The following is a 25,841-nucleotide window of genomic DNA, read 5'->3' on the forward strand; positions in this document are numbered from 1 at the left end:
AGTGGGCGTTGAGCACCGCGTTCGACTTCAGCCGACGCGGACGATCAGGGGGAGGGTTTCAGTCACTCCTCTCCACTTTCAACTTATAGCGCACCGGGGGGCTTGCGGCAAGACCCGGGTCGTGCCGCAGAATCGTCGACCGTGACCAGAACCCACGACATGGGAGACGGCGTGAACTCCCTGACCACCAGCGCATTCGACCTTCCCGACCACCTCTCCCCCAAGGCCGACCCGACGCTGATCGCCGGAGACGAGCAGCACTTCGCGGCCATCGCGGAGAGCCTCGAGCAGGCGATCGCCGACCTGTCCGACCGCCTCGATGCCAAGCGCAAGGCGCCCGGCGGCATAGGCCGGGAGGCGCTGGACCGGGACATGGAGATCCACCGGCTGACCGCTCGCCTGCGTGCCCTGCGTCGCTTCGGTCTGGACCTGTGCCTCGGACACATCGTCAGCGCGGACGACCCCGAGCCCGTGTACATCGGACGACTCGGCCTCGCCGACAGCGCGGGACGTCGGCTGCTGCTCGACTGGCGCTCCCCCGCGGCCGAGCCGTTCTTCGCGGCGACCCACGCCAACCCGATGGGTCTGGCGAGCCGCCGCAGGTATCGCTGGACCCGCGGCCGGATCAGCGACTACTGGGACGAGGTGTTCACCGCGGACGGACTCGAAGGGCACGCCGCGCTCGACGACCAGTCCGCCTTCATCGCCAGCCTGGGCGGCAACCGGTCGGCCCGGATGCGAGACGTGCTCGGCACCATCCAGGCCGACCAGGACGCCATCATCCGCGCGGGATCCCGCGGCGCTCTCGTCGTCGACGGCGGTCCGGGTACGGGGAAGACCGTCGTCGCTCTGCACCGCACCGCCCACCTCCTCTACTCCGACCCTCGCCTCGGTCACCGTCGGGGCGGCGTGCTGTTCGTCGGTCCGCACCAGCCCTACCTCGCCTACGTCGCCGACGTCCTCCCCAGCCTCGGAGAGGAGGGCGTGCAGACCTGCACCCTGCGGGACCTCGTCGCCGAGGGAGCGACAGCGGCGATCGAGACCGACCCGAACGTGGCCCTCCTGAAGTCGTCCGCGAACCTGGTGAAGGCGATCGAGTCGGCCGTCAGGTTCTACGAAGAGCCGCCCACCAAAGGGATGACGGTCACGACGGACTGGTCCGACATCTGGCTGAGCGCTGACGATTGGGCCGAGGCGTTCGAAGCACTGGAACCAGGTACTCCGCACAATGAGGCGCGCGAGCAGATCCTGGAGGAGCTGCTCGCGATCCTGATGGACAAGCACGACGATGACGACGTCTCGCCTGACCTGCTCCGGATGTCGCTGCTGCGGGACACGGAGCTGATCAGGACCCTCAACCGCGCGTGGCCGCTGCTCGAAGCGACCGACCTCGTCGGAGACCTGTGGTCGGTACCCGCCTACCTGCGGAAGTGCGCTCCCTGGCTCAGCCCCGACGACGTTCGGAAGCTGCAGCGCGAGGACGCCCAGGCCTGGACGGTGTCCGACCTGCCGCTCCTGGACGCGGCACGGCAGCGGCTCGGCGACCCGGAGGCGTCACGACGTAAGCGTCGGTACAACGCCTCTGCCGCCGCCGAACGCGAGCGCATGTCCCATGTCATCCACGACCTGCTCGAGGCCGATGACGACGGTGAAGGTGTGGTGACGATGCTGCACGGACAGGACCTGCAGGACAGCCTGATCGACGAGACCGCACTGCCCGGCACCGCCCCGGACCTGCTCGCCGGCCCGTTCGCGCACATCGTCGTGGACGAGGCTCAGGAACTGACCGACGCAGAGTGGCAGATGCTGCTGCTCCGCTGCCCGTCCCGGAGCTTCACCATTGTCGGGGACCGCGCCCAGGCCAGGCACGGGTTCGCAGAGTCGTGGCGGGAACGGCTCGAACGGGTCGGGTTCGACCGGATCGACCTGGCCTCCCTGAGCACCAACTACCGAACGCCGGAAGAGGTCATGGCGGAAGCCGAGCCGGTCATCCGGGCCGTGCTCCCGGACGCCAACGTGCCGACCTCCATCCGCAGCAGCGGCGTCCCCGTCGTACACGGATCCGTTTCGGATCCGGGCTCGGTCCTCGACACCTGGCTCGCCGCGCATGCCGACGGGACCGCCTGCGTCATCGGCGATCCCACGTTCCGGGCGACGCCCCGCGTCCGGTCGCTGCCCCCGGACCTGGCGAAGGGGCTCGAGTTCGACCTGGTCGTCCTCATCGACCCGGAGGCGTTCGGCAAGGGGATCGAAGGAGCGGTCGACCGCTATGTCGCGATGACCCGGGCGACCCGGCAACTCGTCATCCTCACGAGCTCCTGACGTCGGTCGGGACGACGTGGTCGCCGCCTGACGATCATGAGGACCGCCACCGTCACCGAGCCGTCGCCCCGGTCACGGCTCTACCGCTAAATCCTGTAGCGATCCTCCAAGGAAGCGCTATTTCATCGGATGAAGTCAGCGACCACACGACACATCAGAGGGAACGCGCTGATCTGGAGGGATTCTTGCACTGCTCCAGGAGAAGGACCGCCAGGCTAGCGCCCTCCTGAGACTCCAGGAACCCCGTTCTCACCTGCACGTTTGCCAGTCGATTACTTCTGAAGAAAGATTCTTTCGTTTGATGTAATCGGTGGAAGGTGGCGGAGCGTGACCCGAGACGGCACGGTGCCGGGGGCGGCGGGGCTGCACCTGATCGGTGGGACCACGCTGCTGCGCCCCGAGGAACAGGTCGCCGAGGCGATGCTGGAGGGCTGGCGCAATCAGCAGATGGCCCGCAACCTGGCCCTGTCCACGATCGAGGGCCGCCACAACGCGGTGAAGGCGTTCACCCGCCACGCTGACGCTTTCCCCTGGCAGTGGTCCGCTCAGATGGTCGATGAGTGGCTCGGGGACCTGCGGGCCATCCGCCACCTGAAACAGTCCACCCTGCGCAACTACGCCGAGGCCGTCCGCTCCTTCTGCGCCTTCCTCACCGACCCCGCCTACGACTGGGCCGCCGAGTGCGAGAAGAGGTTCGGCACCCACCCCATCCAGGTCTGCCACGAATGGAACACCGCCCACCACCTGCAAGAATCCGAAGCCGACCCCTCAAAGAGGGCCTTCACCCGCGCTGAACTCCTGGCGTTCTTCGACCACGCCGACGACCAGGTCCACCGGCTGCGCGGGGCCGGCCACAAGGGCTGGCTGCCTGCTTTCCGCGACGCCGTCCTGTTCAAGACCGCCTACGCCTACGGGCTCCGCCGCCGCGAAGTGCGCATGCTCGACCTGGCCGACTTCGGACCCAACCCCCACGCCCGCGAGTTCGGCGGCTACGGCGTCTGCTACGTGCGCTGGGGCAAGGCCATGAAGGGTTCACCGCCCAAACGCCGCAGCGTCCTGACGATCGGCCCGCGCGAGGGGATCGGTGGCATGGACTGGATCGTGGACGTGCTGGATCAGTGGGTGGAGGAAGTCCGCCCGGCCTGCACCCACGCTGGCTCCCCGGCGCTCTGGCCCTCCGAACGCGGCCCTCGCATCGGGTTCTCGCAGATGAGCACCCGCTTCGCCGCCTACCGCGACGCGATCGGCCTCGACCCGGGCCTGGACCTGCACTCTTTGCGACGCTCCTACGTCACGCACCTGATCGAGGACGGCTGGGACCCCCGGTTCGTCCAGGAACAAGTCGGCCATGAACACGCCTCCACCACCTCCCTCTACACCTGCGTCTCCTCGGACTTTCGCACCCGGCCCCTGCTCAAGGCGATGGATGCCACGATGAAGGCGGCCCTGGACACCGGAAGGACGAAGCGATGAAACGGCAGGTCAGCTACCAGTGGCGGTTGCGGGAGGTCATGGCCGAACACGGCATGTTTACCGCCACCGACCTCGCCCGCCCCCTGGCCGACCGGGGCATCGCGTTGTCCTCGGTCCAGGTCTGGCGCCTGGTCACTCAGAGCCCCGAGCGGCTCTCCCTACCGGTCCTTGCCGCGCTCTGCGACATCTTCGAGTGCACCCCGACCGACCTCATCGCCACCCGGGCCGAGAACGCCGCACCGCGGCGCACCGCCACCGGCGAAACGTCGGGGTCGGCCGACGGAGTCGTTCCACTGCGTCCCAAGCGCGCCCGAATCGATCCGAACGGTGGGTAGACCCTGCACCCTGCCCGAAAGGGTGGACGCGCTCTTGGATGACGGCACCGGGCGGCCGAATCCGCAGTTGGAGCCGCTGAGGGAAGCGATCCTGGCCATGCCCCGGCACCGGAGCGCCTCAGCCTGGATCCGCGGCCCCAAAGCCCGCCTGCTCCTGCGCGAATTGGCGGAGGACAGCCTGCCGCTCACCCACCGGGCTTTCCACGAACACCCCGAGTGGCGGGCCGCCGCGCACCTGCGCGATCTACTCATGGCCTGCGGGCTTCCTGCCCCAGGCCGACAAGTACCTGCTGCACCATGAGAGCTGGCTGCATCGCCGCTTCAATGAACTCCACGGCCAGTCGCACCTTCCGCTCTTGGAGCAGTTCGCGACCTGGCACCAGATGCCCAAGCTCCGCGCACGGGCCGAGCGTCGGCCCTTGACCCCCAGTGCGAGAAGCCACGCCTCCCAGCAGTTCAACCGGGCCGACGAGTTCCTCACCTGGCTCACCGCTCAGGGTTGGCCCTGGATCAGCTGGGCCAAGCCGAGATCGACCGCTGGCACGCCACCCACCGGCCCCACGAACAGCTCGCCCTGCGGGCGTTTTTGACCTGGGCACGTAACAGCGACCGACTCTCCTCGCGGCCGAGGTTCCCTCGCCTGGCCATCACCGAAGGGCAGCGGCTCACCCAGCACCGGCGTCTCGAACTCCTGCGCCGGATCCTGGACGAGAACGCGGGACCGCTGCGCTCCCGGGCAGCGGCCTGCCTGATGCTGCTCTTCGCCCAACCCGCGAGCCGCATCGTCCTACTGACCACCGAAGACCTCACCCAGGACGCCAACGGGCAGGTACTGATCCGGCTCGGCGACCCACCGGCCCCGGTCCCCGAACCCTTCACTGACCTTTTGCTCCAGGCCCGGGACCAGCGGACCAACATGAACACGAACAACCGGGATGCGACCTGGCTGTTCCCCGGCCGCAGGGCCGGACGCCCCCTGCATCCGCACGGCCTGGCCGATCTGATCCGCGACATCGGCGTTCCCGGAACGGCGGTGCGCACCTCCGCGCTGCGTCAACTCGTGCTCCAGGCCCCCGCACCGGTCATCGCCCAGGCGCTGGGGTTCCATTCCAAGACCACCACCCGGGTCGTTTCCCAGGCGGGCGGGACCTGGAACCGCTACGCCCCCAGCGACCACACACAGTGACCGGAGCTGGGAGAACCATGGAGAACACAGATCATTCGATCGACGGCTCCTACCAGTCTCGACTCCCGAGACCGTGCCGTAGCCCTGCCAGGAAACGCCGTCTCCCTTATTCTGAGAGCTCCGCCCTCGGGCGGCCACGGCCTGCAACACCGTTGAAGGAGAGGCACCATGGCCACCACACCCCCCGCCCGCACCACCGACCTGCGCGACGAGATCGCCACCGCACTCTCCATCGGACGCGAACTCGGCCCGGAGTTCGACACCGAGATCGCCGACTCGCTGGCCACGCGCATGGAATCGGAGACCGCACCGAAGCGCGAGGGGGAGTATGAGCGGCCCGGCTCCGCCACGCGCAGCGCACGGACGCTCAAGGTCGCCGGGTGGGGCACGCTTGGTATCGCCGCCGCCGCCTGGGCGGCCGAGTCCACCCCCGAGGGAATGATGTGGGGGATCCTCGCCGTGGTCGCGATCGTGCTGCACGTGGTGCGAACCTGGCGGTCCTGACCCGCCACCCAGCGTGGGGGCCTCCGTTTGCCGGGGAGAACCCAGCGTGGCACGGCATGCGGCGGGCGTCATCCGGATTTCCCAGCTGCGGACCGGACCGTGCCGCTCCCAGCGACCACACACAGTGATCAAAGTGGTGGAAGCCCCGAAGAATACAGATCACTGGATCAACGACTCCTACCAGTCAGGTAGTCGCTGTTTCGTCGGATGCGTGCGCTAGCGTGCTCCGGCGGTGCGGTCCAGGCCTCCCGGAGGGAGAGGGACGCGCCGCCCACCGAGAGCAGGCGCGATCAAAGGGGCACGGATGGGGTCGAGTGGAGCGCCTCCTCCGCGTCTTTACCGGCTCTGGCTGACCGGCTTCGGGTGCACGTCGCTGGGAACCCAGATGCTGGTCTTCGGGCTCGTGTGGCATGCAGCCCTGGTGAGCCCCACCCTCGCGGCCACGGTGCTGTCGGCGCAAGTGGTCCCCCGCGTGCTGTTGACCTTGCACGGAGGCGCGCTGAGCGACCGTATCGGGGCCTTTCGCGTCATGATCGCCGCCAACACGACACTGTGCGCCTTGGCGGCCACGGGGGCTTTCGCCATGATGGTGACCGTTCCAGGGGCGAACACCCTGGTCGTGATCGCGGTGGCCCTGGGCGCGGTCGATGCCTTCAACATCCCGGCCTCCGCCTCGGTGCCCAAACTGCTGGTCGATGCGCACGCCCTCGGCCGTGCTATTGCGGCTCGACAGATGCTCACCCAGGGCGCCGTGCTCTGCGGGCCGCCCTGAGCAGGCAGGCCGGCCAGGGCCTGGTGATGGTGTTCACCACGCCCCTGTTGCGTGCGATCGTGCTTCTGACCGGGGCGTTCGCCATGTTCATGGTCCCCTTCTCCCCACTCCTGGTGCCTCTCGTCTCCACCGAGCGAGGCTGGGACCCGCTGACCACAGGGATGGGCGCGGGCGCCTACGGCGTCGGCATGGCCTGTGTGACCGTGTGCGTGCTATGGCGGGGAGCCGCCGAGCGGGCCGGGCTCAGCGCCTCGGTCGGGATGCTCACCGCAGGGATGGCGATCGCTGCCGCAGCGGCCATCCCGGAGCCGTCGGTGTTCTGGTTCTCGGCCCTGGTCGCCGGCCTCGGAACCGGTGTCTTCTCCACCCACGTGGGCCCCCTCTTCGTCGCCGGATCCCCTCGTGAGGCGATCGGTCGCGCCCAGGCAGTGGTGACCTTCGCCCAGTGGTCACCGCTGCTCCTGGCCAACCCACTGATCGGTTTCCTCGCCCAGAACCACACGGCAGCCGCTGCCCTGGTCCTCTGGGGCGCCGGCGCGGCTGCGGCGGGGGTGGCGGCCCTGTGCACGCACCGTTTCAGGGTGGCAGTCATCACCGCATAGGCCTGCCCATCCGGCACACCTTGATGATCAGAACCGGCATGTGAGGAGCGAGGTCCGCGATGTCTCTCGTCATGACTGCTCCAGCGAGAATCCGCGGGACAGCCCACCTATCCGCGCTGGTCGGTCTGCGCGCACGTGATCGACCCTCACGGCCGCATCCGGGCACTGGGCTTTCCACGACAAGACCACCGCCCACCTCGCCGCCGGCGAGGACGGCTATGTCCATCCCGGCCACCTGGTCGGTCCCGGCGCCGCCGCGTACCGGCCCTTGGAGGATCGGACCGAGTTTTGGCGGTAGCGCCGCGGTCTTGATCACTGGTGGGACGTGAAGGCCCGCGACTCCTGAAGCTACGGCGAGCCGCCAAGTGCGGGGGGCCGTTGAGGATGGGGCCGGTCCCGGCCAGGGCATGGTTTCTCTCGGCGCTGGTTCCTAGAGTGGTTACGCACCTCACCCCCCACACGAGAGGATACGTATGCGCCTTCGTAAATTCCTGGGCTCTAGCGCCGCGGCGGTTGTCCTGTCCGCCGGCGCCTTCGGCGCCTTGGGAGCTGCGGCTCCCTCCGCCCACGCGGGCCTGCTGTGCAACCCCACGCTCTCCGGCACGACTGTGGGCACGGTCTGTAAGGGCTTCAGCGGTAACGACTTCACGCAGGTCCGGGCCGTCGCGGGCTGCATCACCGGCAAGGTCTACGGACCCTGGGTCAACGGGAGCACGAGCACCAGCAAGGCATCGTGCACGTTCGCCCCGATCACCGCCGCTGTCCAGTACCGGTAACCGCCTGCCGAGGACCACTGTCGGTGGCACCGCCCTGCCGGGCACGGACTCGGTGGGGCATCTCAATGACCGTGTCAAGCCACCCCAGGGACCGGCTGGACAGGTGAGTAGGGACGCCCGTCCCGTAGCATCGCCCACAGCACGTTGATCCGCTGCCTGGCCAGGCACAGCACCGCCTGCGGATGGAGCATCCCCTCGGCCCGTTTGCGCCGGTGGTAGTTCTGCGAGGCCCCGGGCCTGAGCAGCGCCGACTGTGCCGAGAGATAGAACAGGCGGCACAGTCGGCGGTTGTAGTGCCGGGGCCTGCGCATGTTGTTCGTCCGCTTGCCCGAGTCCCGTGAGATCGGGGCGATCCCCGCGTGCGAGGCCAGGTGCCCGGCGTCCCGGTATCCGGACAGATCCCCGGCCAGAGCGACGAACTCCGCGGTCAGCAGCGGACCCATGCCCGGCATGGACTGGATGATCTCCGCGCGCTCGTCCTGGCCGAGGACTTCGGCGATGTCGTGGTCGATCTTCTTGATTCGCTCGTCCAGGTCCAGGATCTGCTGGGCCAGATCCGAGGCGAGCGCGGCGGCCCGCTTCTCCCCCGGCAGCGCGGTGTGCTGCGCCTTGGCGGCCTCGACCGCCCGCTCGGCGAAGTCGGCGGCGTTACGGATGCCGCGTTTGGCCAACCACGTGGTGAGCCGCTTGACGCCGATCCGGCGCAGGGAGGAGGGCGTGCAGAACCCGGTCACCAGCACCGGGCCGGGCCGTTTGCGGAACTCGAATGCGCGCTCCAGGGCCGGGCAGATCCCGACCAGGAGTTCACGCAGCCGGTTGATCATCTTCACCCGGTCGGCCGTCATGTTGGCCCGGTAGGAGGTCAGCAACGACAGCTCTCCCACCAGGTCCGGAGCCAGCTGCAACGCTCGGAAGTCCGACCGCACTCGGGCGGTGTCGGCGATGGTCTGGGCGTCCTTGGCGTCGGTCTTGTGGTCGCGGGGGAAGGCCCCGGACATCCGGTTGACCGTGCGGCCGGGGATGTAGACCACCTCCTGGCCGTGCCCGAGCAGCAGCGCCAGGAGTAACGCGGAGGGGCGGCTGGAGATGTCCACCGCCCACCGCACCTCATCGGCCAAGGGACACACATCACCGATCAGGTCGAGGATCTCGGCCTCGTCGTTGCCCACCTTGCGCGAGAGCACCTTGCTCCCGTCGCTATCGACGGCCACCGCCCAGTGGTGGGCCTTGCCGGCGTCGATGCCGACCCAGATTCGCTGATGAGTGCTCAACTATCCACCTGCTTCACACGTGACCTGCGTGTTTGTGGTCCGTGGAGCACCCCACCATCGAAGCCTTAGCGAAGCGATGGGTCGCAGCTCTCAATCAGAGGTTGGAGTGTCCAGGGGATCGGGCGGCCATGCCCCGCGAGCCATGAGCGGCACTTTGTCATCAGCCTCATCCGGCCCCCCTGGATCACCCATCCATTCTTAAGGCGCGGTCATGCCCGCCGGTCAGCGTGTCCACTGTCCTATGAAGGCCTCTCCCCCGGGCTGCCGGCGCCATCTGGCCAAAAACAGCGATCCACCTCCGCGGCAGCGTGACCGCTGCCGCACTGAGGTCCGTGTCCGGATTCACAACCAAGCACTACGGCGACCGGCTTGTCTGCGAGGCCCTGGAGACGAAGTGGCGGCGCTACCACGCCCGCTGCGGGTGCGGCCAGGACTGGGTGAAAGTCCATGCCGAACCGGCAGGGTTCACCGTGGTGCGCAGCGGCAGCGGATTCGTGGCCCTGATCGGCCCCGGCCCGGAAGTAGCGGGCGGTGGTCTCGACGGAGACGGCCGAGGAGGGCCTGGATCCTGGCCGAGTCGGCGCCGTCCTGGCGGAGCCGGGTGGCGCCGGTGCAGAGCAGCACGGCGATGATGGCGGCATCGCGCGCTCCAGCCGGTTCTGCTCGCGTGGAGGGGGCCCCGCAGTAACGGAGAAAAATCGGGCGGATATGGCTGAGTAGGCTCTTGACCTGGGCAGGGCGGTGACACTCAGAAGCAGGTCCTAGGATTCGGCGCGCTTCCGGGTGTCGAGAATGTGGCGTTGGCTCCGTCCCAGGGATACGAGTGGCCACGACGGGCCGCGCGATGAAGAAGGAGAACCGCCATGAAGTATCTGCTGCTCAAGCACTACCGAGGTGGCCCGGCCCCTGCTGTCGACTGGATGCCGATGGACCAATGGACGCCGGAGGAGGTCGACGCGCACATGCAGTTCATGCGCGACTTCGCAGCCCGTCTGGAGGAGACGGGTGAGTTCGTCGACGCCCAGGCACTGGCGTCCGAGGGCGCGTTCGTGCGGTATGACGGCGAGGGGCGCCCACCGGTGACCGATGGTCCGTTCGCCGAGACCAAGGACCTCATCGCCGGCTGGATGATCATCGACGTGGAGTCTTGGGATCGCGCGGTGCAACTGGCTGGGGAGCTGTCCGCCGCTCCCGGGGCCGGCGGCGAGCCGATCCACGAGTGGCTCGAGGTTCGACCGTTTCTCACCGAGTCGCCCACGGTCACCGAGTGAACGAGTCGCTGCTGCGGGAGCTCGTGCCCGCGGTGATCGGTGTCCTCGTCCGGCGCGGAGCCGACTTCGCGTCGGCCGAGGATGCCGTGCAGGAGGCCCTGATCCGGGCGCTCGAAACCTGGCCGGACGATCCACCGCGCGATCCGAAGGCATGGCTCGTCGCGGTCGCGTGGCGTAGGTTCCTCGACGCCGCCCGTGCCGAGGCGTCGCGGCGGGGGCGGGAACTCGCCATGGAGGTCGAGCCTCCGGCCGGTCCGGCGCCCGCCACGGACGACACGCTGCGGCTCTACTTCCTGTGTGCGCACCCCACCCTGCCGCGGGGCTCGGCCGTCGCCCTGACGCTGCGCGCGGTCGGTGGCCTGACCACGCGACAGATCGCAGCGGCATACCTCGTCCCCGAGGCCACCATGGCGCAGCGGATCAGCCGGGCCAAGCGGCGGATCGCGGGGCTGCCGCTCGACCAGCCCGGCGATCTCGGGACGGTGCTACGGGTGCTCTACCTCGTCTTCAACGAGGGGTACGGCGGAAACGTCGACCTGGCGGGCGAGGCGATCCGCCTCGCCCGCCACCTCGTCGCCTTGGCCGACGATCCCGAGGTCGCGGGGCTGCTCGCGCTCATGCTGCTGCACCATGCGCGCCGCGCGTCTCGCACTGGCCCGGGAGGTCGTCTGGTGCCGCTTGGTGAGCAGGACCGATCGCGCTGGGACACCGGCCTGATCACCGAGGGGGTGACGATTCTGCAGGCCGCGCTGGCCCGCGACCGGCTGGGCGAATACCAGGCGCAGGCCGCGATCGCCGCCCTGCACGCGGACGCCCGGAGCACCTCCGAGACGGACTGGGTGCAGATCGTGGAGTGGTACGACGAACTGCTGCTCCTCACCGGCAGCCCGGTGGTGCGGCTCAACCGCGCAGTGGCGGTCGGCGAGGCCGATGGACCGCAGGCCGGCCTGGCGGCGCTGGCTGACGTGAACCCCGACCTGCCCCGTTACGCCGCGGTGACGGCATATCTGCACGAACGCGCCGGTGACCTCGAGCACGCCGCCGAGCTGTATGCCGAGGCTTCCCGCGCCGCCACCAGCGTGCCGGAGCGTGACCACCTCACTCGAGAGGCCGCACGGGTGCGGCAACTGCTGCGTCCGTGAGTGCGGCATCCGCCCGCAAACGAAACCAGACCCCCTCTCACCTTTTTGTATTAATACTTGTATCAAGCCTCCGGTAAGGTTCACTTATCGGAAGTGAGAAAAAGGGCCCTTCCGACTCCTTTTCTGTTTGCCTGTGGCGCTTTACGTTTGAGATTAACGTTATTAACGCTACGTAATACGAAACCTCTGATCTCGGCCTGTCGGTAACGAAGCTGTCATGAAGTACACGCGTTGACGCTCCCCATTTCAGCCGGGGTAGGAGGCGGGCGGTGCCGGCGTCCCAGTACACCCATTCGGGTCGCCGCCTTTCGACCTCAGTGGTGCACGGCTGTTCTCGAGGCATGGCCTACATGATCGTCCCCGAGCCCCGCTATCTGCCTCCGCCGACCCGCTCCGCGCCCACCGTGGCCGTCCAGCGGCGACTCCATGCCGCCGGAGCCGCCGCTGGACGAGGCGTATTTCGCACGGATGCTTGAGGGGATCGCGCGCGGCTACATCCCCGCTAGTCCCCGGCCATCACGGTAAAGGTGAACCCGGCGCTCGTCGGACGGCGCAGCGGAATGTCGCACTTGATCCGGCGCAGCACCTCGTTCCTGCTGAGGCCGAGCCCCTGCGCGATGAGCCGCTCCGGGCGCACCGGCACCGGATCCTCGAAGACGACCTCCATCTGGACCGGCCACGCCTCGTCGAGCCATGCCGGCGGGATGTCCAGCCGCCAGGCCCCCTCCCAGTCCAGGGTGAAGCGGTTGCGCCGGGCGAGTAGCGGATCCAGCAGCGTGGACGCCACCAGCTCCGGATCGCTGGTGTGGTAGCCGTCGAGCTCGGCCGGATCGAAGGATCTGACCGGCGCTCGCTCGTGCACGGTGAGCTTGCGCGTCCGATCGCAGGACACGCAGCGGACCAGCAGCCACACGTCCAGCAGCTTGCCGTTGGCGTTGACGCGGAACCTGCCCTCGCCGGTGGTGGCCGACTCCGACCGGCAGTCCACGCACCGCAACGACAGCAGAGGCAGCCTGGTCCGACGAACGACCCAGGGCAGCACAGTATGAGGTTGTGAAGACATGATCTCTCTAGACCTGACACGAGGCCGATTGCGCGCGGCCTCAAACGCTGCATGACCGGGCACACACGGGCAGCCCGGCAGAGCCGACCTGAGGGTCGGCTTGAAGGTGAGCGGAAGAAGGTGTCAGGTCTAAAGAGCAGGCGGGGTCACGCGGTTTGTCCTCTGTCCTCACTGCGACGGGGGCCGCAGGCAACCTACGGGAACGCGGAAGGAAGGCTCAAACGATTTTCCGGCGGCGGTGGCCCTGTCACTGACTCAGGTGTTGTCATGGTGGGGGAAGGCCTCTTCTCCTTCCTCGCACCGGCCGCCGTCGACAGGCTCCCGATGGCGCTGATCTCGGTCGGCGCGTGGAAGACCGACGCGACCTGGCTGCCCGCGATCGCGCGACGGGTCCCGACCACAGCCGGCGCGGTCGGGACCCGTCACACATCACCTTTCGCCAGCAGCGTCCGTCGGCTGGCGCCGCGAGCCCCTCAACCAACCAGGTCGATTTCACCGCAGGTCGTGGCTATATCCGACCGAAACTTCGTCAGTGCTACCGGCACTCCTCGTGGCGAAGGCGATGATGCCGTCGAGGCCCGGCCGGCAGCCATCGCCGGTGGTCACGGTGAGGGTCGGCAAGGCTCCGCGTCAGCACGGGGTGAGGACGCAGAACTCGTTGCCCTCCGGGTCGGCCAGGACCGTCCACGGCACGTCGCCCTGGCCCACGTCGATGTCGGTGGCGCCGAGAGCCCGCAGCCGGGCCACCTCCGCCGCTTGATCGTCACCGGGGTAGGGCCGGAGGTCGAGATGGACGCGGTTCTTCACGGTCTTCGCGTCGGATCTGCGGAGGAACTCCAGATACGGGCCGACACCCTTGGCGGAGCGCAGCACCGCATGGTCGTCGGTCACCTCGTGCAGGGTCCAGTCCATCGCCTCGCCCCAGAACCGGGCCATCGCCCGCGGATCAGCGCAGTCGACCACCACCGCGGCCATCGGCCCGGTGTCCCGGTAGATCGATCGAGGCTCCAGCACGCAGAACTCGTTGCCCTCCGGGTCGGCCAGGACCGTCCACGGCACGTCGCCCTGGCCCACGTCGGCGGGCGTCGCACCGAGATCCTTAAGGCGCGCGACCAGCTCCGCCTGATGAGCCGCAGAAGTGGTGGCGAGGTCGATGTGCACGCGGTTCTTCACCGTCTTGGGTTCCGGGACGCGAAGGACGTCGAGGCAGACGGCGACGGGGTCGGGATAGACGAAGCCCTCAGGTTCCAGATTGGTCACGCCGGGTTCCTCGCTGGAAACACTCCAGCCGAGCACCTCCGCCCAGAACCGGCCGAGCGCGGAGTCGTCCCGAGCATTCATCGCAATCTGAACAAGTCGCATCGCCATGCCGCCGATCCTATGCCCGCGCGGATCAAGGAACCGCCCGCATTCACCTGCCGCGGGCGGGTTCGTCCCGCGACAGTGGGAACCCGTCCCAGGCATCCATGCATCCACCGACAAGCCCTGCCCGGCTGCGGGGCAAGGATCGGGAATCGGTCCGCTACGGGCCGGCTGGCGGTCGAGGTGTGTCGATGGCGCTGAGCACCATCATCCCGCCCCGGCTGCACCCTAAGGGAAGCAGCGTCGCTCAACGGTCGTAGCCCCAGGTCTGACCGGCGCCCTTGTACTCGTCAACGCTGGATGTCAGGGCCCGGATACCGCGGTATCCGGGCCCTGACGCGTCACCGGCGCGGCGCCTGCCACCGGGTGTCGAGCCGGCCGTGCCGCATTCGGCCTACCAAGCGGACGTGCAGCGTCTCCGGCGTGTTCTCGCCCGCGTCCCTGCTGATCGCCAGGCTGCTGTGCCGCACCGAAGTGCGCCGTCGCTGCCTGGCACCGCGATCAGATCGGTGGTGAGCGGGGCCAGCGCGTCGATGGTGCGGGCGGTCAGCGCCGCGTCCAGCCGCTCGTCGAACCCGACCGGGTCGAGCCGGCCGTCGACGACGGCGGCGCGCAGCAGTTCGATGACCCGGTCGCGGATCGTGTTGACGATGGACGTCACCGGCTGGTGCTCGGCGAAGGCGCGCACCGGGCCGGGCATGGTGTGGGTGGGCACGAATGCCGAGCTGATGAACGGCAGGAAGATGATCGGGTAGGCGAACGCGCCCGCGCCGTCCGGGGACTTCGCGGAGAGACCGGGGATGACGGCGATCCACCTGGCCGGTCGGTTCCGTGCGAGCCGTGTACGCAGTGCTTCGGTGTCGGACACGGACCAGACCTGCGAGAACAGAGCCGCGACAGCAGCGTCCTTGTCGGGGCGCAGGGTCGGACCCCCGCTCCATGGATAACCGCGGCCTTCATCCGGCACCGCCGCTCCCCCAGTGTCGAGGTGCGGCGGGCGAGAGACGCCCCGATCGCACGACCGGCGTGCGGCACATGAACCCCAAACGCGTCCTGCACGACGAGGTCGGCATGCTGGAGCTGCACTGCCAGGTGCTCCACGACCTCGAGCAGTCTCAGGCGCTGCTCGTCTACACCGCCGTCCCGGGCAGCGAGAGCCACGAGAAGCTGCGGCTGCTGTCGGTGATCGGCGACCAGTCCCTCAGGACGGGGGCCGAATAGGAGGCGCGCGGCGCGGTCAGTGAGGCGGGCTCGTCCAGCGCGTCCAGGGCGAGGTGGTCGCGGATCTCGCGGATGTCCGTTCGGTCCTCCTCAAGGACCGCGTGCTCGCCGGAGCAGAGTCCGGTGGACGCCGGTGCCTCTTACAGGCGGTTGAGGGCTTGCGCGGCGAGTGCCTGGGCTGCGGCTCGCGCGGTGGCCACGGCGTTGGGCTCAATCGCCCTGCGCCCCCTGCCACGGCCACCCGCGAGAGGCTCGTATCCGGGCGTTGACTCCGAGCTCGTCCCGCGCCCGGGCCCCAAGACGCGACGGCCGGTCCCCCGCTACATCCCCCGCAGGTGGTCGTGCAGCGTCCGCGCCACCCGGGCCATGAGCGCCTCGGCTCCCGGCTGGCTGAAGGCCGGCACGCGTGACTCCGTGAGCACGGCGACGCCGAACGCCTGGCCGTCGGCGTGCTCGACCACCCCGACCTCGTGGCGGAGGTTGAGCAGGGTCCCGGTCTTGGAGGACCATTTCGACGCGTCGGAGCTGAAGTCGGGCGCCAACCGGTGCCGCAGGACGTTCTCGCCCATGAGCGCCCGCACCCGCTCGGCGACCTCGGGGGCGATCGAGGAGGGCCGCCACAGCGCCTGCAGCAGTTTCATGAACGCGCGCGCCGATCCGGAGTTCGCGCGGGTGACGTCGAGCTGGGGGACCCGGTGCCCGCGCCCGGCCGTCCCCGCTCCGATGGCCAGGGAGTGGGCGAGGTGCACGTCGGCGGGGTCCAGGCGATCCGCCGGGGTCTGGTTGAGGTCGTGCATCGTGTGCCGGACGGTGATGCCGCGGATCCCGACCGCCTGCAGCGACCGCGCGACCTCGGCGGGCGGGGTGAGGTCGAACAGCGCGTCGGCCGCCGTGCTGTCGCTCATGGAGGTGCTGAGGTAGAGCAGGTCGTCGATCGAGATCCGGGCCGGGTGCCGGAACTTGGCGAGCCCCATGGGGCCCGGTGCGGTGACCCCTCCCGGACGCACCAGGAGCTGCGCGGCGCCGTCGAGTTCGCCGGTCCGGATGCGTTCGAGCGTGGCCACGGCGAGCGGGACCTTGACGAGGGACGCCGTCGGGAACTCCAGATCGGGCTCGATTCCGATCTCGTCCCCGGAGTGCAGGTCCCGCACGAGGAACGATCCGTGCAGGCCCGCGTCGTCGAGCTCGCGGCGCAGTTCCCTGACGAGGGCTTCGACGCTCATGCGCCACCCCCCGCGTCCTCGTCCCCGGTGGGCGCGCCGAGGCATCGGGCGATCGCGTTGTGCAGGCGCGTGCGGATGCGCTCCGCCTCGTCCCCGGCGCCGGCGAAGACGTCGAAGCTGCGGACGAGGCGGATCTCGCCGATCGGGCGCCAGTGGAGTCCCAGCTCCTCGGCCTGCTTGGGCGGGGCCAGCAGGAAGTCGGCCGAGCCGAGGACCTCCGCCGCGGCGGAGGTGAGAGCGGTCGCGACGGCGACCTGCGCGGGCTGGAGGCCGACGGCGTCGCGGATCCGCATCATGCGGTCGCGGATGTGCGGGACGTCGTCCTCGGGCTGGATCCAGATGCGGCGCCTGCGCGGCGACCGGTCGCCGCGGTTGACCCGGAGGGTTTCGACGTAGACGGTGCCGGCGCGGGGTGCGGCCGCGCTCGCCAGCCCGAGCGGCACCGACCATTGGCCTTCGCCGGGCGGCACCTCGACGATGGCGGCGCGGACCTGCTGGAAGCGCAGGAGCTCTGCCCGCTCGGCCGGCGGGGCGGGATGGAAGTCGAGGTGGACGCCCTGCCGGCGCGCTTCGGCGTCGAGGTGCGCAAGATCGCGGGTGGAGCAGATGTCGGGCACGGCGATGCGGACCGGCGTGAGCTTGGCCTGCTCCGCGTCGTGCTCCATGGCGTCGGCCAGTTGGACGAGGCGTTTGGCCGAGGCCAGCATGTCGCGGCCGAACGGGGTGAGCGTCGCCCGCCGCGTCGACCGGTCGAACAGCCGCCCGCCCAGGTGCTTCTCCAGGGCCGCGATGCGGCGGCTGGCGACCGGCTGGGGCATGCGCGCGGCCGCGGCACCGAGGGTGAAGCTGCCTCTCTCACTCACGTTCACGAAGGCTCTGCACGCACCGACGATGTCCACGCCGAAAGATTATGCCGTTTCGGCATGGGACTGCGCATTTTTGTCTTCGACAGCATCGGGGGCCGCCGCAAGACTGCTCCACAGGGCTCCCGACGACGGTGCCCGTGGTCGTGCAGCGGGCCGCCCTGAAGCGGTTGCCGCGGGCGGCCCGGGCATTCCTCGCGGGATCGGAAGAATCCCCGCGCGAACGACGCGCGCGAACACCAAGGACAGGAAGACCAGACCATGCCAATTCAGCTCACCCGACGCGCCGGGTTCGCCAGCGCGGCCGCGCTGGCGCTCGTGCCGCTCGCAGGCTGCGCCTCGGGCGGCGACCCGTCCGCCTCCGCCTCCGCAACGGCGACGCCCACGGACACGCCGGCAGCGTATGAGCAGGAGTTCGAGCGGCTCGAAACCGACTTCGACGCCCGGCTCGGTGTCTACGCGCTGGACACCGGCACCGACGAGACCGTCGCCTACCGCGCCGAAGAGCGGTTCGCCTACGCCTCCACGCACAAGGCGTTCTCGGTCGGTGCCCTACTTCGGCAGAACTCGATCGATGAGCTCGAAGAGGTCGTCACCTACACCGAGGAAGACCTGACCGGCTACTCCCCCATCACCGAACAGCACGTCGACACCGGCATGACGCTGCGGGAGATCAGCGACGCCGCCGTCCGCTACAGCGACAACACGGCGGCGAACCTGCTCTTCGAGGAACTCGGCGGGCCGAGCGGTCTCGACGCCGCCCTGGAGGAGATCGGCGACGACGTGACCCACGTGGACCGGATCGAGCCCGAGCTGAGCGAGTGGAAGCCGGGAGACATCCGCGACACCAGCACGCCGCAGGCCATGGCCACCAGCCTCCAGGCGTACACCCTGGGTGACGCACTGCCCGAGGAGAAGAGCGCGATCCTTGTCGACCTGCTGAAGCGGAACATCACCGGAGACGAACTGATCCGCGCAGGGGTCCCCGACGGCTGGGAGGTCGGCGACAAGACGGGCAACGCCAACTACGGAACGCGCAATGACATCGCCGTCGTCTGGCCTCCCGACGACGACCCCATCGTCCTCGCGATCATGTCCAGCCGCGACGCCGAGGACGCCGAGCACGACAACGCGCTCATCGCCGAGTCCGCCGAGGTCGTCATCGAGGCCCTGGCCTAGACCGGTGACGGGAACCGGAGTCGTGGCCGCACTTCTCCGTGCACCACTGATGACGCGGGAAGGCTGCCGTCAGCGCGCCGGCGACGGCCTCACCGGGCCGACAGGGGTACAGCAGGGCCTGTGAACGACACCCGGCTTCTCCCCGTCGATGATCTAGTGTGCCGAGTCATCGATTCGATCGCGTTCACGGGGCGAGGCCGGCGTCGTGTGCGAGTAGGGCGATCCGGGTCCGGTTGTCGAGGGCGAGCTTGGTGAGGATGCTGGAGACGCGGGCCTTGACCGTGGCCACGTTCATGAACGGCTCGGCGGCGATCTCGGCGTTGGCCCGATCCCCGGCCACGGCGAGGACCACCTCGTTCTCGCGCGGGCTGGGGGCGGCCAGCGCTTCGCGGGCCCGCTGGTAGGCGCCGGCCTGGGCGGCCGCGCGGTCCATGAGCCGGCGGGTGATCCTGGGGGACGGGATCGGTCCTCCCGCGGCGACCTGACGGACCGCGTGGACGATCTGCACGGCCGTGCGCGGCGGCGTCCTCGTCGAGGTCGATCCCGAAACCGGTGGCGGTGGGCTCGGTCGCCAATGCGCGCAGCAGCAGTTCGGCCCAGCCGCAGTCGAGGTCGGCCACCCGGCGCCCGCCGAGGGGTCACGCGTGGGCGTCGTGGATCGGCGGGTTGCCCGCGACCTGGCGGCTGTGTTCGAGGAGTGCGGGGTAGTCGGCGGCGATTCCGCGCAGCAGCGCTTCGACGGCGTGCTCGACCTCGGCTTCGCTGGTCGAGGCGTGGCCGAACAGGGCGCGGTAGTGCACCAGCGACCCGAGCATGTCCAGGACCAGGGTGCGGTCGATGTCGCCGCGGAGGTCCCCGCGGGCCACGGCGCGTTCGAGCATCTGCGCCACGGCGGCGCGCGGAGGGTCGAACAGCGTGGACATGAACGCGTCGCGCAGCTCCGGGTGCGGGGCGCAGTCGGCCAGGAGCGACGCGAGCACGTCCGGTCGGATCCGGCGGAACTCCACGATGAAGACGTTGATGCCCTCGTTGAGGTCGCAGATGGTGCATCCGGTGTCGGGCGCGCGCAGGTCGCCGAGGCGGGTGGCGAGCGCGGCGAGCACCAGCCGCTGGCGGTTGGGCCAGCGGCGGTAGATCGCCGGCTTGGTGGTGTCGGCGCGGCGCGCCACCGCTTCGAGCGTGAGCTGCCCGTAGCCCGAGTCGTCGAGCACGCTGAGCGTCGCCCCGAGCACGGCCGCGTCGATCTGCGGGTCGCGGGGGCGGCCGCTGCGCGGCGACGAGGGGGCGGACTCGGCAGGTGATCGCACCGTTTCATTCTAGCACATGCATTACGATCCGATCCGTAATATAAAGGGAGCAGGCAACGGATCACGCCTCGAGACCGGCCCCCGCTGCCGCGGGCGACCGGATCACAACGGACGGAAAGGGCTCCTCATGTCGTCGGATGTCACCGCCCCCGCCCCCCACCTGCGGGCCGGGCCGCGGGAGTGGACGGGACTGGCCGTGCTCACCCTGCCCCTCCTCGTGCTGGCGCTGGATGTCAGCGTGCTGTTCCTCGCGGCCCCGCACCTGGGCGCGGACCTGCGGCCGAGCAGCACGGAGCTGCTGTGGATCATGGACGTCTACGGGTTCCTGATCGCGGGCTTCCTGGTCACGATGGGAACGCTCGGTGACCGGATCGGCCGCCGCAGGCTGCTGATGATCGGGGCGGTCGGGTTCGCGCTGGCCTCGCTGCTGGCCGCCTACTCGACGACGCCGGCGATGCTCATCGCGGCCCGCGCGGTGCTCGGCATCACCGGGGCGACGCTGATGCCCTCCACGCTGGCCCTGATCAGCAACATGTTCAAAGACCCCCGGCAGCGCGGCGTGGCCATCGCGATCTGGATGACCACTTTCTCGGCCGGTGTCGCGGTGGGTCCGACCGTCGGCGGCGTCCTGCTGGCGAACTTCTGGTGGGGCTCGGTGTTCCTGCCGGCGGTACCGGTCATGGCGCTGCTGGTGATCGCGGCGCCGGTGCTGCTGCCCGAGTACCGCGCCCCCGGCGCGGGCAGGCTGGACCTGACCAGTGCGGCGCTGTCGCTGGCCACGATCCTGCCGATCGTCTACGGCCTCAAGGAGTTCGCCGAAGGCGGCGTGCACTGGGTTCCGAGCACGGCGGTCGTGGCCGGGGCGGCCGTCGGTGCGGTGTTCGTGCGCAGGCAGCGCAGGCTCGCCGACCCGCTGATCGACGTGCGGCTGTTCGGCGACCGCACGTTCAGCACCGTGCTGGTCCTGCTGCTGCTCGGCATCATGGCCGTCAACGGGGTCTTCTTCCTGTACCCGCAGTTCCTGCAGCTGGTCCATGGACTGTCGCCCCTGCAGGCGGGCCTTTGGGTGATCCCGCTCGCGCTGGCGTCGATCATCGGGTCGGTGCTGGCCCCGTTCGCCGCGCGCCGCGTGCGCCCGGCCCACGTCATCGCGGGCGGCGCGGTGGTCTCGGTCGTCGGCTTCCTGCTGACCATCCAGGTGCAGAGTGCCGCCGGGCTCGCCCTCCTGGTGGGCGCGTGCGTCGTCGCCGTCTTCGGCCTCAGCCCGACGACCGTGCTGACCACGGACATGGTCGTGGGCTCCGTGCCGCCCGAGAAGGCCGGATCAGCCGCGGCCATGTCGGAGACCAGCGGCGAGCTCGGCATCGGGTTGGGCGTCGCCGTCATGGGCAGCATCGCCGCGGCGGTGTACCGCGCCGAGATGGCGGGCTCCGTCCCGGCCGATGTCCCGCCCGAGGCGGCCGAGGCCGGACGTGACGGTATCAACGGGGCCGTGGCGGCGGCGGAGCAACTGCCCCCCCGCGCTCGGCGACGCGCTGCTGGAGCCCGCGCGCGAGGCCTTCACCAGCGGCTTCAACACCGTCGGCGCCGTCGGCGCCGCCCTGCTGGCCGGGCTCGCCATCGTCGCCGCACTGCTGCTGCGCCATCTCCCCCCGACCGGCAAGGCCGACTGACCGCTCCCTTCGCGACTCGGCCGACTTCACAGGCCGGGGTCCACCATGGACCCCTCCGATTCCCCGGCGGCATGAGCGGGACAGGTCGATCCGCCGGGAGCGCGACCGCGCCGGCCTGTCCCTGACCGAGCTGGCCAGGCGGGCGGGCATCGCCAAGTCCACGCTGTCCCAACTGGAATCGGGGACCGGCAACCCGAGCGTGGAGACCCTGTGGGCGCTGGGCGCCGCACTCGGCGTGCCGTTCAGCCGGCTGGTCGACCCGCCCCGGCCGAACGTGCGGGTGATCCGCGTCGGCGAAGGGTCGGCCACCCACTCCGAGCAGGCCAACTACGCGGCCACGCTGCTGGCCTCCTGCCCGCCCAACGCCCGGCGCGACCTCTACCGGATCGGCGCGCAGCCGGGCGAGCCCCGGACCTCCGAACCGCACATGCCCGGCACGACGGAGCACGTGGTGCTCGGCACCGGCCGGGCGCTGGCCGGACCGGCCGAGGAGCCGGTCGAACTCGGCCCGGGCGACTACGTCACCTACCCCGGCGACAGGCCGCACGTCTTCGAGGCCCTCGAACCGGACACCACCGCGGTGATCGTCATGGAGCACATCTGAGGCCGAGGTCCCGTGCGCCGCGGCCGGGATCCGGTGCCGGGTCTTCTCCGGTCGCTTCCACCTTTTTGGGCGTGCCGGTCGAGTTCCTGGCCGGCGCCCGGGCGGCCGCCGAGCTCGGCGACGAGGCGGGGGCGACCGGGGGCGGGGCTCTCACCGGCCGAGACGGTCCAGGTCACCCCGGGGCCGGTCGGCCGGGTCGCGCGGGACGGACGGGCGCTCCAACCGGCCCTCGGGGCGGTTCACGAACGCGGTGCGGATCTCCCGCTCGGTCGGCGACTCCACAAAAGACAGTCCAATTCGCCTAAACATATTAGGCAGATGTATAGTCGATTTCGGCGAATAGGAGGAAGGGTATGGCGCATGCAGGGCTGACCACGGAACGCCTCGTCCGGGCGGGAGCGGAGCTGGCCGACGAGGTCGGCTTCGACCAGGTGACCGTCTCGGCGTTGGCCAGGCGGTTCGACGTCAAGGTCGCGAGCCTGTACTCGCATCTGAAGAACTCCCAGGACCTCAAGACCGGAATCGCCCTGCTCGCTCTGGAGGAACTCGCCGATCGCGCCGCCGACGCCCTGGCCGGCCGGGCCGGCAAGGACGCCCTGACCGCCCTCGCGAACGTCTACCGCGACTATGCCCGCGAGCATCCCGGCCGCTACGCCGCAGCCCAGCTCAGGCTGGACCCGGAGACGGCGGCCGCCAGCGCCGGCGCCAGGCACGCCCGGATGACACGGGCGATCCTGCGCGGCTACGACCTGGCGGAACCGGACCAGACCCACGCGGTCCGTCTGCTGGGCAGCGTCTTCCACGGCTACGTGACCCTGGAGATGGGGGGAGGGTTCAGCCACAGCGCCCCCGACACCCAGGAGACCTGGTCACGGTCCCTGGACGCCCTCGACGCCCTGCTGCGGAACTGGCCCGCGCCCTGACCGCGGATCCCGCCCACCGCAGGTGGTCGGCCAGGCGCCGGAGCAACGAATCAGAGCAATCCGGAAATCTCGATCAACAGGTTGACATGATGCACACCCGGTACGACTGGACCACCACGCCCATCACCCTGGACCTTTTGCGCGGCGCCCTCGACCTGGAGCACACCGAGCACGGCGTGCTGCCGCACCGACTGCCCGCCCGGGCCCGTGCCCAGTGCGCCGACCCGCAGTTGGCCATGGCGGAGTCCCAGCCCTCCGGGGTACGGCTGGTCTTCCGCACCCGGGCCACCGCCGTCGAGCTCGACGCGCTGCCCACCAAGCGCGCCTACGTGGGCGCCCCGCCCCGCCCGGACGGCGTTTACGACCTGCTCATCGACGGCCGCCTTGCCGACCAGACCGCCGTGACCGGCGGCAACACCCTGACCATCGACATGGCCGCCGGCACCGCCGAGAACCGGCCCGGCCCGGTCGGCACCCTCCGCTTCACCGGCCTGCCCGACCGCGTCAAGGACGTCGAGATCTGGCTGCCGCACAACGAGACCACCGAACTCGTCGCCCTGCGCACCGACGCCCGCATCGAACCCGTGCCGGACCGGGGCCGCAGGGTGTGGCTGCACCACGGCAGCTCGATCAGCCACGGCTCCGACGCCGCGAGCCCCACCACCACCTGGCCCGCACTCGCCGCCTCCCTCGGCGGCGTGGAACTGATCAACCTGGGCCTGGGCGGCAGCGCCCTGCTCGACCCGTTCACCGCCCGCGCCATGCGGGACACCCCCGCCGACCTGATCAGCATCAAGATCGGCGTCAACCTGGTCAACACCGACCTGATGCGCCTGCGTGCCTTCACCTCCGCGGTGCACGGTTTCCTCGACACCGTCCGCGAAGGCCACCCCACCGCACCGCTGCTGGTCGCCTCGCCCATCCTGTGCCCCATCCACGAGGACACCCCCGGTCCCAGCGCCCCGGACTTCAGCGACCTCAGCGCGGGACGGCTCCGGTTCCGGGCCACGGGCGATCCGGCGGAACGCGCGAGCGGGAGACTGACCCTGGGCGTCATCCGAGACGAGCTGGCCCGGATCGTGGCGCAGCGGGCGGACGAGGACCCGAACCTGCACTACCTCGACGGCCGCGACCTCTACGGTGCGGCGGACTCCGCCGAGCTGCCGCTGCCCGACCGGCTCCACCCGGACGCCGCCACCCACCGCCGCATCGGCGAACGCTTCGCCAAGCTCGCTTTCGGCAACGGCGGCCCGTTCTCCGCGGAGAGCGCCTGAGACGCCCCCGGCCCGTCCGCCCCGCATGTCCGTGCTGTTCGGGATGGTGCATCGCCGGTCGGCGCAGCGCCTCGATGGCCGTGACGGTCACCGGTTCCCGGAGGTCATCCTCACGTCGACGCCCCGCCTGGAGTGTCACCGACCTCCTGGCCGAGTACGTTTAGCCGCCCACGCCAGGCGGCCCGTCGAGCACCCTGGGAACGTACTCGAGCAGCTGGAGCCGGCCGTCGAACGTGCGGCTGTCGACCAGGTCGAGGGCGATGTCGGGATACCCGTCGAAGATGCGATCCCTCCCGGTGGCGCCGGTGATGACCGGGAAGACGATCACACGGAAGCGGTCCACCACGCCGGCTTCGAGCAGCGACCGGCACAGGCTGAGGCTGCCAACGGTGCGCAGGGGCCGCGAGTCGCGCCGCTTCATGTCCTGCACGGTTTCGACGGGGTCCCCGTTGACCAACTCGGTGTTGGCCCACGAAAGCGGTGTCTGCAAGGTGGAGGAGAACACCACCTTGGGCATCGCGGTCAATGCGGCGAGGCCGGGATCGTCGGGCATCTCGGCGGCGAATCCGGACATCAGCCGGTACGTCGTCGCACCGAAGAGGGCGGTGTGCTCGTGTTCGGCTCCCTCCTTGAGCCAGGCGAGGTACTCGGGCCCCTCCATGCCCCAGTAGCCGGGCCAGCCGTCCGCGGCCCCGTAACCGTCGAGTGAGATGATGAAGTCCACCATGAGGCTCGACATCGGACTTTCCTTTCTTCCGCGGGTGTGCCGTGCCAGTGGTGACTGGCGGAGAGACGGAAACTCATCGCCTCGGGCGGTCCAGGCGACCAAACGGTCGCTGACGGCGGCCTTCCCGGGTCCCCGGGGATGAACGGGGAGCCGGAACCACGGCCCCATCGGCGATCTACCATGCGCTGACGACCGACTTGCGGGAGGGCATCCATGGTGAACGACGCCGAACTGCACCATCTGCGCCGCTGCGTGGAACTGGCGACCGAGGCCCTGGAGGCGGGCGACGAGCCGTTCGGCTCCGTGCTCGTCGCCGCGGACGGGACCGTCCTGGCCGAGGACCACAACCGCGTGGCCGCGGGCGACCGGACCCGGCATCCGGAGTTCGAGCTGGCGCGCTGGGCCGCGGCGAACATGGCCCCCGGGGAGCGGGCGGCGGCGACCGTCTTCACCTCGGGTGAGCACTGCCCGATGTGCGCCGCCGCGCACGGCTGGGTCGGGCTGGGCCGCATCGTGTACGTGAGCTCCTCCGGGCAGCTGACGGCCTGGCTCGCCGAGCTGGGGGTTCCAGCGCCTCCCGTGCGGCCGCTGCCCGCCCGGGAGGTCGTCCCAGGCCTGGTGGTGGAGGGGCCGTTTCCCGAGCTCGCGGAGCAGGTTCGCGACCTGCACCGCCGCTTCTACGGCTCCCCCTGAGAAGGGATCCACGCCGGGGGCCGTCCCGCGGCTCTCGACGAGCCGCGGGACGGCCCCCGGCGTCGGTGGAGCGCG

Annotated in this window: 27 protein-coding genes and 1 pseudogene; 17 read left to right on the forward strand and 11 right to left on the reverse strand. The window is 70.0% G+C overall.

The window, feature by feature from the left end; genetic code table 11:
- The first annotated feature begins 159 nt into the window (after positions 1-159).
- The 8 genes from helR (at position 160) to HDA32_RS13090 (ending at position 7,970) form a co-directional block, all read left to right on the forward strand.
- Positions 160-2,322 (forward strand): RNA polymerase recycling motor ATPase HelR, encoded by a 2,163-nt coding sequence (gene helR / locus HDA32_RS13055; RefSeq protein WP_218883035.1) that lies wholly within the window; start codon positions 160-162, stop codon positions 2,320-2,322.
- A gap of 327 nt (positions 2,323-2,649) precedes the next feature.
- On the forward strand, positions 2,650-3,795 hold the full coding sequence (locus tag HDA32_RS13060) for a tyrosine-type recombinase/integrase (protein WP_312863164.1): 1,146 nt from the start codon (positions 2,650-2,652) through the stop codon (positions 3,793-3,795).
- On the forward strand, positions 3,792-4,130 hold the full coding sequence (locus HDA32_RS13065; RefSeq protein WP_179643441.1) for a helix-turn-helix domain-containing protein: 339 nt from the start codon (positions 3,792-3,794) through the stop codon (positions 4,128-4,130). Before HDA32_RS13060 ends, HDA32_RS13065 begins: the two co-directional genes overlap by 4 nt.
- A gap of 499 nt (positions 4,131-4,629) precedes the next feature.
- Positions 4,630-5,316 carry a site-specific integrase gene (locus tag HDA32_RS13070; RefSeq protein WP_218882436.1) on the forward strand — a complete coding sequence of 229 codons (687 nt, stop codon included), beginning with the start codon at positions 4,630-4,632 and terminating at the stop codon, positions 5,314-5,316.
- A gap of 168 nt (positions 5,317-5,484) precedes the next feature.
- Complete coding sequence (locus tag HDA32_RS13075; protein ID WP_179643442.1) at positions 5,485-5,820, forward strand: hypothetical protein; 336 nt, start codon at positions 5,485-5,487, stop codon at positions 5,818-5,820.
- A 304-nt stretch (positions 5,821-6,124) separates the two neighbouring features.
- On the forward strand, positions 6,125-6,592 hold the full coding sequence (locus HDA32_RS13080) for an MFS transporter (protein WP_344732627.1): 468 nt from the start codon (positions 6,125-6,127) through the stop codon (positions 6,590-6,592).
- A 26-nt stretch (positions 6,593-6,618) separates the two neighbouring features.
- Positions 6,619-7,194, forward strand: coding sequence for an MFS transporter (locus tag HDA32_RS13085; protein WP_179643444.1), 576 nt, complete (start codon positions 6,619-6,621; stop codon positions 7,192-7,194).
- A gap of 473 nt (positions 7,195-7,667) precedes the next feature.
- On the forward strand, positions 7,668-7,970 hold the full coding sequence (locus HDA32_RS13090; RefSeq protein ID WP_179643445.1) for a hypothetical protein: 303 nt from the start codon (positions 7,668-7,670) through the stop codon (positions 7,968-7,970).
- A 74-nt stretch (positions 7,971-8,044) separates the two neighbouring features.
- Here the strand turns inward: HDA32_RS13090 and HDA32_RS13095 are convergent, their stop codons facing one another.
- Complete coding sequence (locus HDA32_RS13095) at positions 8,045-9,241, reverse strand: IS110 family RNA-guided transposase (protein ID WP_179643446.1); 1,197 nt, start codon at positions 9,239-9,241, stop codon at positions 8,045-8,047.
- A gap of 863 nt (positions 9,242-10,104) precedes the next feature.
- Between HDA32_RS13095 and HDA32_RS13100 the strand changes: the two genes are divergently transcribed.
- On the forward strand, positions 10,105-10,512 hold the full coding sequence (locus HDA32_RS13100) for a YciI family protein (RefSeq protein WP_179643447.1): 408 nt from the start codon (positions 10,105-10,107) through the stop codon (positions 10,510-10,512).
- Positions 10,509-11,654, forward strand: a complete 1,146-nt coding sequence (locus HDA32_RS13105) for an RNA polymerase sigma factor (protein WP_179643448.1) — start codon at positions 10,509-10,511, stop codon at positions 11,652-11,654. The genes HDA32_RS13100 and HDA32_RS13105 overlap by 4 nt, the downstream gene beginning before the upstream one ends.
- Positions 11,655-12,156: 502 nt before the next feature.
- Here HDA32_RS13105 and HDA32_RS13110 read toward each other — a convergent pair.
- From HDA32_RS13110 to HDA32_RS31780, 3 genes are all read right to left on the reverse strand, one after another.
- A complete protein-coding gene (locus HDA32_RS13110; protein WP_312863165.1) occupies positions 12,157-12,642 on the reverse strand; it encodes a DUF1062 domain-containing protein in 486 nt (161 codons plus the stop codon).
- 705 nt (positions 12,643-13,347) lie between these two features.
- Positions 13,348-14,085 carry a VOC family protein gene (locus HDA32_RS13115; RefSeq protein ID WP_179643450.1) on the reverse strand — a complete coding sequence of 246 codons (738 nt, stop codon included), beginning with the start codon at positions 14,083-14,085 and terminating at the stop codon, positions 13,348-13,350.
- Positions 14,086-14,473: 388 nt separating this feature from the next.
- Positions 14,474-14,947: a DUF1707 domain-containing protein gene (locus HDA32_RS31780; RefSeq protein WP_312863166.1), complete on the reverse strand. Its 474-nt coding sequence runs from the start codon at positions 14,945-14,947 to the stop codon at positions 14,474-14,476.
- Between the two features lie 71 nt (positions 14,948-15,018).
- Between HDA32_RS31780 and HDA32_RS13125 the strand changes: the two genes are divergently transcribed.
- Complete coding sequence (locus HDA32_RS13125) at positions 15,019-15,300, forward strand: MmyB family transcriptional regulator (RefSeq protein ID WP_179643451.1); 282 nt, start codon at positions 15,019-15,021, stop codon at positions 15,298-15,300.
- Positions 15,301-15,620: 320 nt separating this feature from the next.
- Here HDA32_RS13125 and HDA32_RS13130 read toward each other — a convergent pair whose 3' ends face one another.
- Positions 15,621-16,523, reverse strand: a complete 903-nt coding sequence (locus HDA32_RS13130; protein ID WP_179643452.1) for a serine hydrolase — start codon at positions 16,521-16,523, stop codon at positions 15,621-15,623.
- Entirely contained in the window at positions 16,520-17,422 is a 903-nt protein-coding gene (locus HDA32_RS13135) for a LysR family transcriptional regulator (protein ID WP_179643453.1), read from the reverse strand. The genes HDA32_RS13130 and HDA32_RS13135 overlap by 4 nt, the downstream gene beginning before the upstream one ends.
- A gap of 225 nt (positions 17,423-17,647) precedes the next feature.
- On the opposite strand from HDA32_RS13135, the gene bla reads away from it, so the two are divergent.
- Positions 17,648-18,565 carry a class A beta-lactamase gene (gene bla / locus HDA32_RS13140; RefSeq protein ID WP_179643454.1) on the forward strand — a complete coding sequence of 306 codons (918 nt, stop codon included), beginning with the start codon at positions 17,648-17,650 and terminating at the stop codon, positions 18,563-18,565.
- A gap of 184 nt (positions 18,566-18,749) precedes the next feature.
- Here the strand turns inward: bla and HDA32_RS13145 are convergent, their stop codons facing one another.
- The 3 genes and pseudogenes from HDA32_RS13145 to HDA32_RS31785 form a co-directional block, all read right to left on the reverse strand.
- Positions 18,750-18,998, reverse strand: a complete 249-nt coding sequence (locus tag HDA32_RS13145; RefSeq protein ID WP_179646670.1) for a response regulator transcription factor — start codon at positions 18,996-18,998, stop codon at positions 18,750-18,752.
- A gap of 67 nt (positions 18,999-19,065) precedes the next feature.
- Positions 19,066-19,200: pseudogene (locus HDA32_RS30665) on the reverse strand (SAM-dependent methyltransferase); the annotation flags it as partial.
- Between the two features lie 3 nt (positions 19,201-19,203).
- Complete coding sequence (locus HDA32_RS31785; RefSeq protein WP_179643455.1) at positions 19,204-19,872, reverse strand: TetR/AcrR family transcriptional regulator; 669 nt, start codon at positions 19,870-19,872, stop codon at positions 19,204-19,206.
- Between the two features lie 127 nt (positions 19,873-19,999).
- On the opposite strand from HDA32_RS31785, the gene HDA32_RS13155 reads away from it, so the two are divergent.
- Both HDA32_RS13155 and HDA32_RS13160 read left to right on the forward strand, forming a co-directional pair.
- Positions 20,000-21,670 (forward strand): MFS transporter, encoded by a 1,671-nt coding sequence (locus HDA32_RS13155; protein WP_246334327.1) that lies wholly within the window; start codon positions 20,000-20,002, stop codon positions 21,668-21,670.
- Between the two features lie 74 nt (positions 21,671-21,744).
- Complete coding sequence (locus HDA32_RS13160; protein ID WP_246334329.1) at positions 21,745-22,149, forward strand: cupin domain-containing protein; 405 nt, start codon at positions 21,745-21,747, stop codon at positions 22,147-22,149.
- A 150-nt stretch (positions 22,150-22,299) separates the two neighbouring features.
- On the opposite strand, the gene HDA32_RS30200 is transcribed toward HDA32_RS13160, so the two are convergent.
- Positions 22,300-22,431, reverse strand: coding sequence for an FBP domain-containing protein (locus tag HDA32_RS30200; protein ID WP_218882437.1), 132 nt, complete (start codon positions 22,429-22,431; stop codon positions 22,300-22,302).
- A 71-nt stretch (positions 22,432-22,502) separates the two neighbouring features.
- On the opposite strand from HDA32_RS30200, the gene HDA32_RS13165 reads away from it, so the two are divergent.
- Positions 22,503-23,072: a TetR/AcrR family transcriptional regulator gene (locus HDA32_RS13165; protein ID WP_179643456.1), complete on the forward strand. Its 570-nt coding sequence runs from the start codon at positions 22,503-22,505 to the stop codon at positions 23,070-23,072.
- Positions 23,073-23,161: 89 nt separating this feature from the next.
- The gene (locus HDA32_RS13170) at positions 23,162-24,346 is read left to right on the forward strand and encodes a GDSL-type esterase/lipase family protein (protein ID WP_179646672.1); all 1,185 of its coding nucleotides are present in this window, start codon (positions 23,162-23,164) and stop codon (positions 24,344-24,346) included.
- A gap of 160 nt (positions 24,347-24,506) precedes the next feature.
- Here HDA32_RS13170 and HDA32_RS13175 read toward each other — a convergent pair whose 3' ends face one another.
- Positions 24,507-25,085 (reverse strand): dihydrofolate reductase family protein, encoded by a 579-nt coding sequence (locus HDA32_RS13175; protein WP_179643457.1) that lies wholly within the window; start codon positions 25,083-25,085, stop codon positions 24,507-24,509.
- A 201-nt stretch (positions 25,086-25,286) separates the two neighbouring features.
- Between HDA32_RS13175 and HDA32_RS13180 the strand changes: the two genes are divergently transcribed.
- Entirely contained in the window at positions 25,287-25,766 is a 480-nt protein-coding gene (locus HDA32_RS13180; protein WP_179643458.1) for a nucleoside deaminase, read from the forward strand.
- The last annotated feature ends 75 nt before the right edge of the window (positions 25,767-25,841 follow it).

Origin of the sequence: Spinactinospora alkalitolerans, assembly GCF_013408795.1 — a bacterium.
GTDB classification, from domain to species: Bacteria; Actinomycetota; Actinomycetes; order Streptosporangiales; family Streptosporangiaceae; genus Spinactinospora; species Spinactinospora alkalitolerans.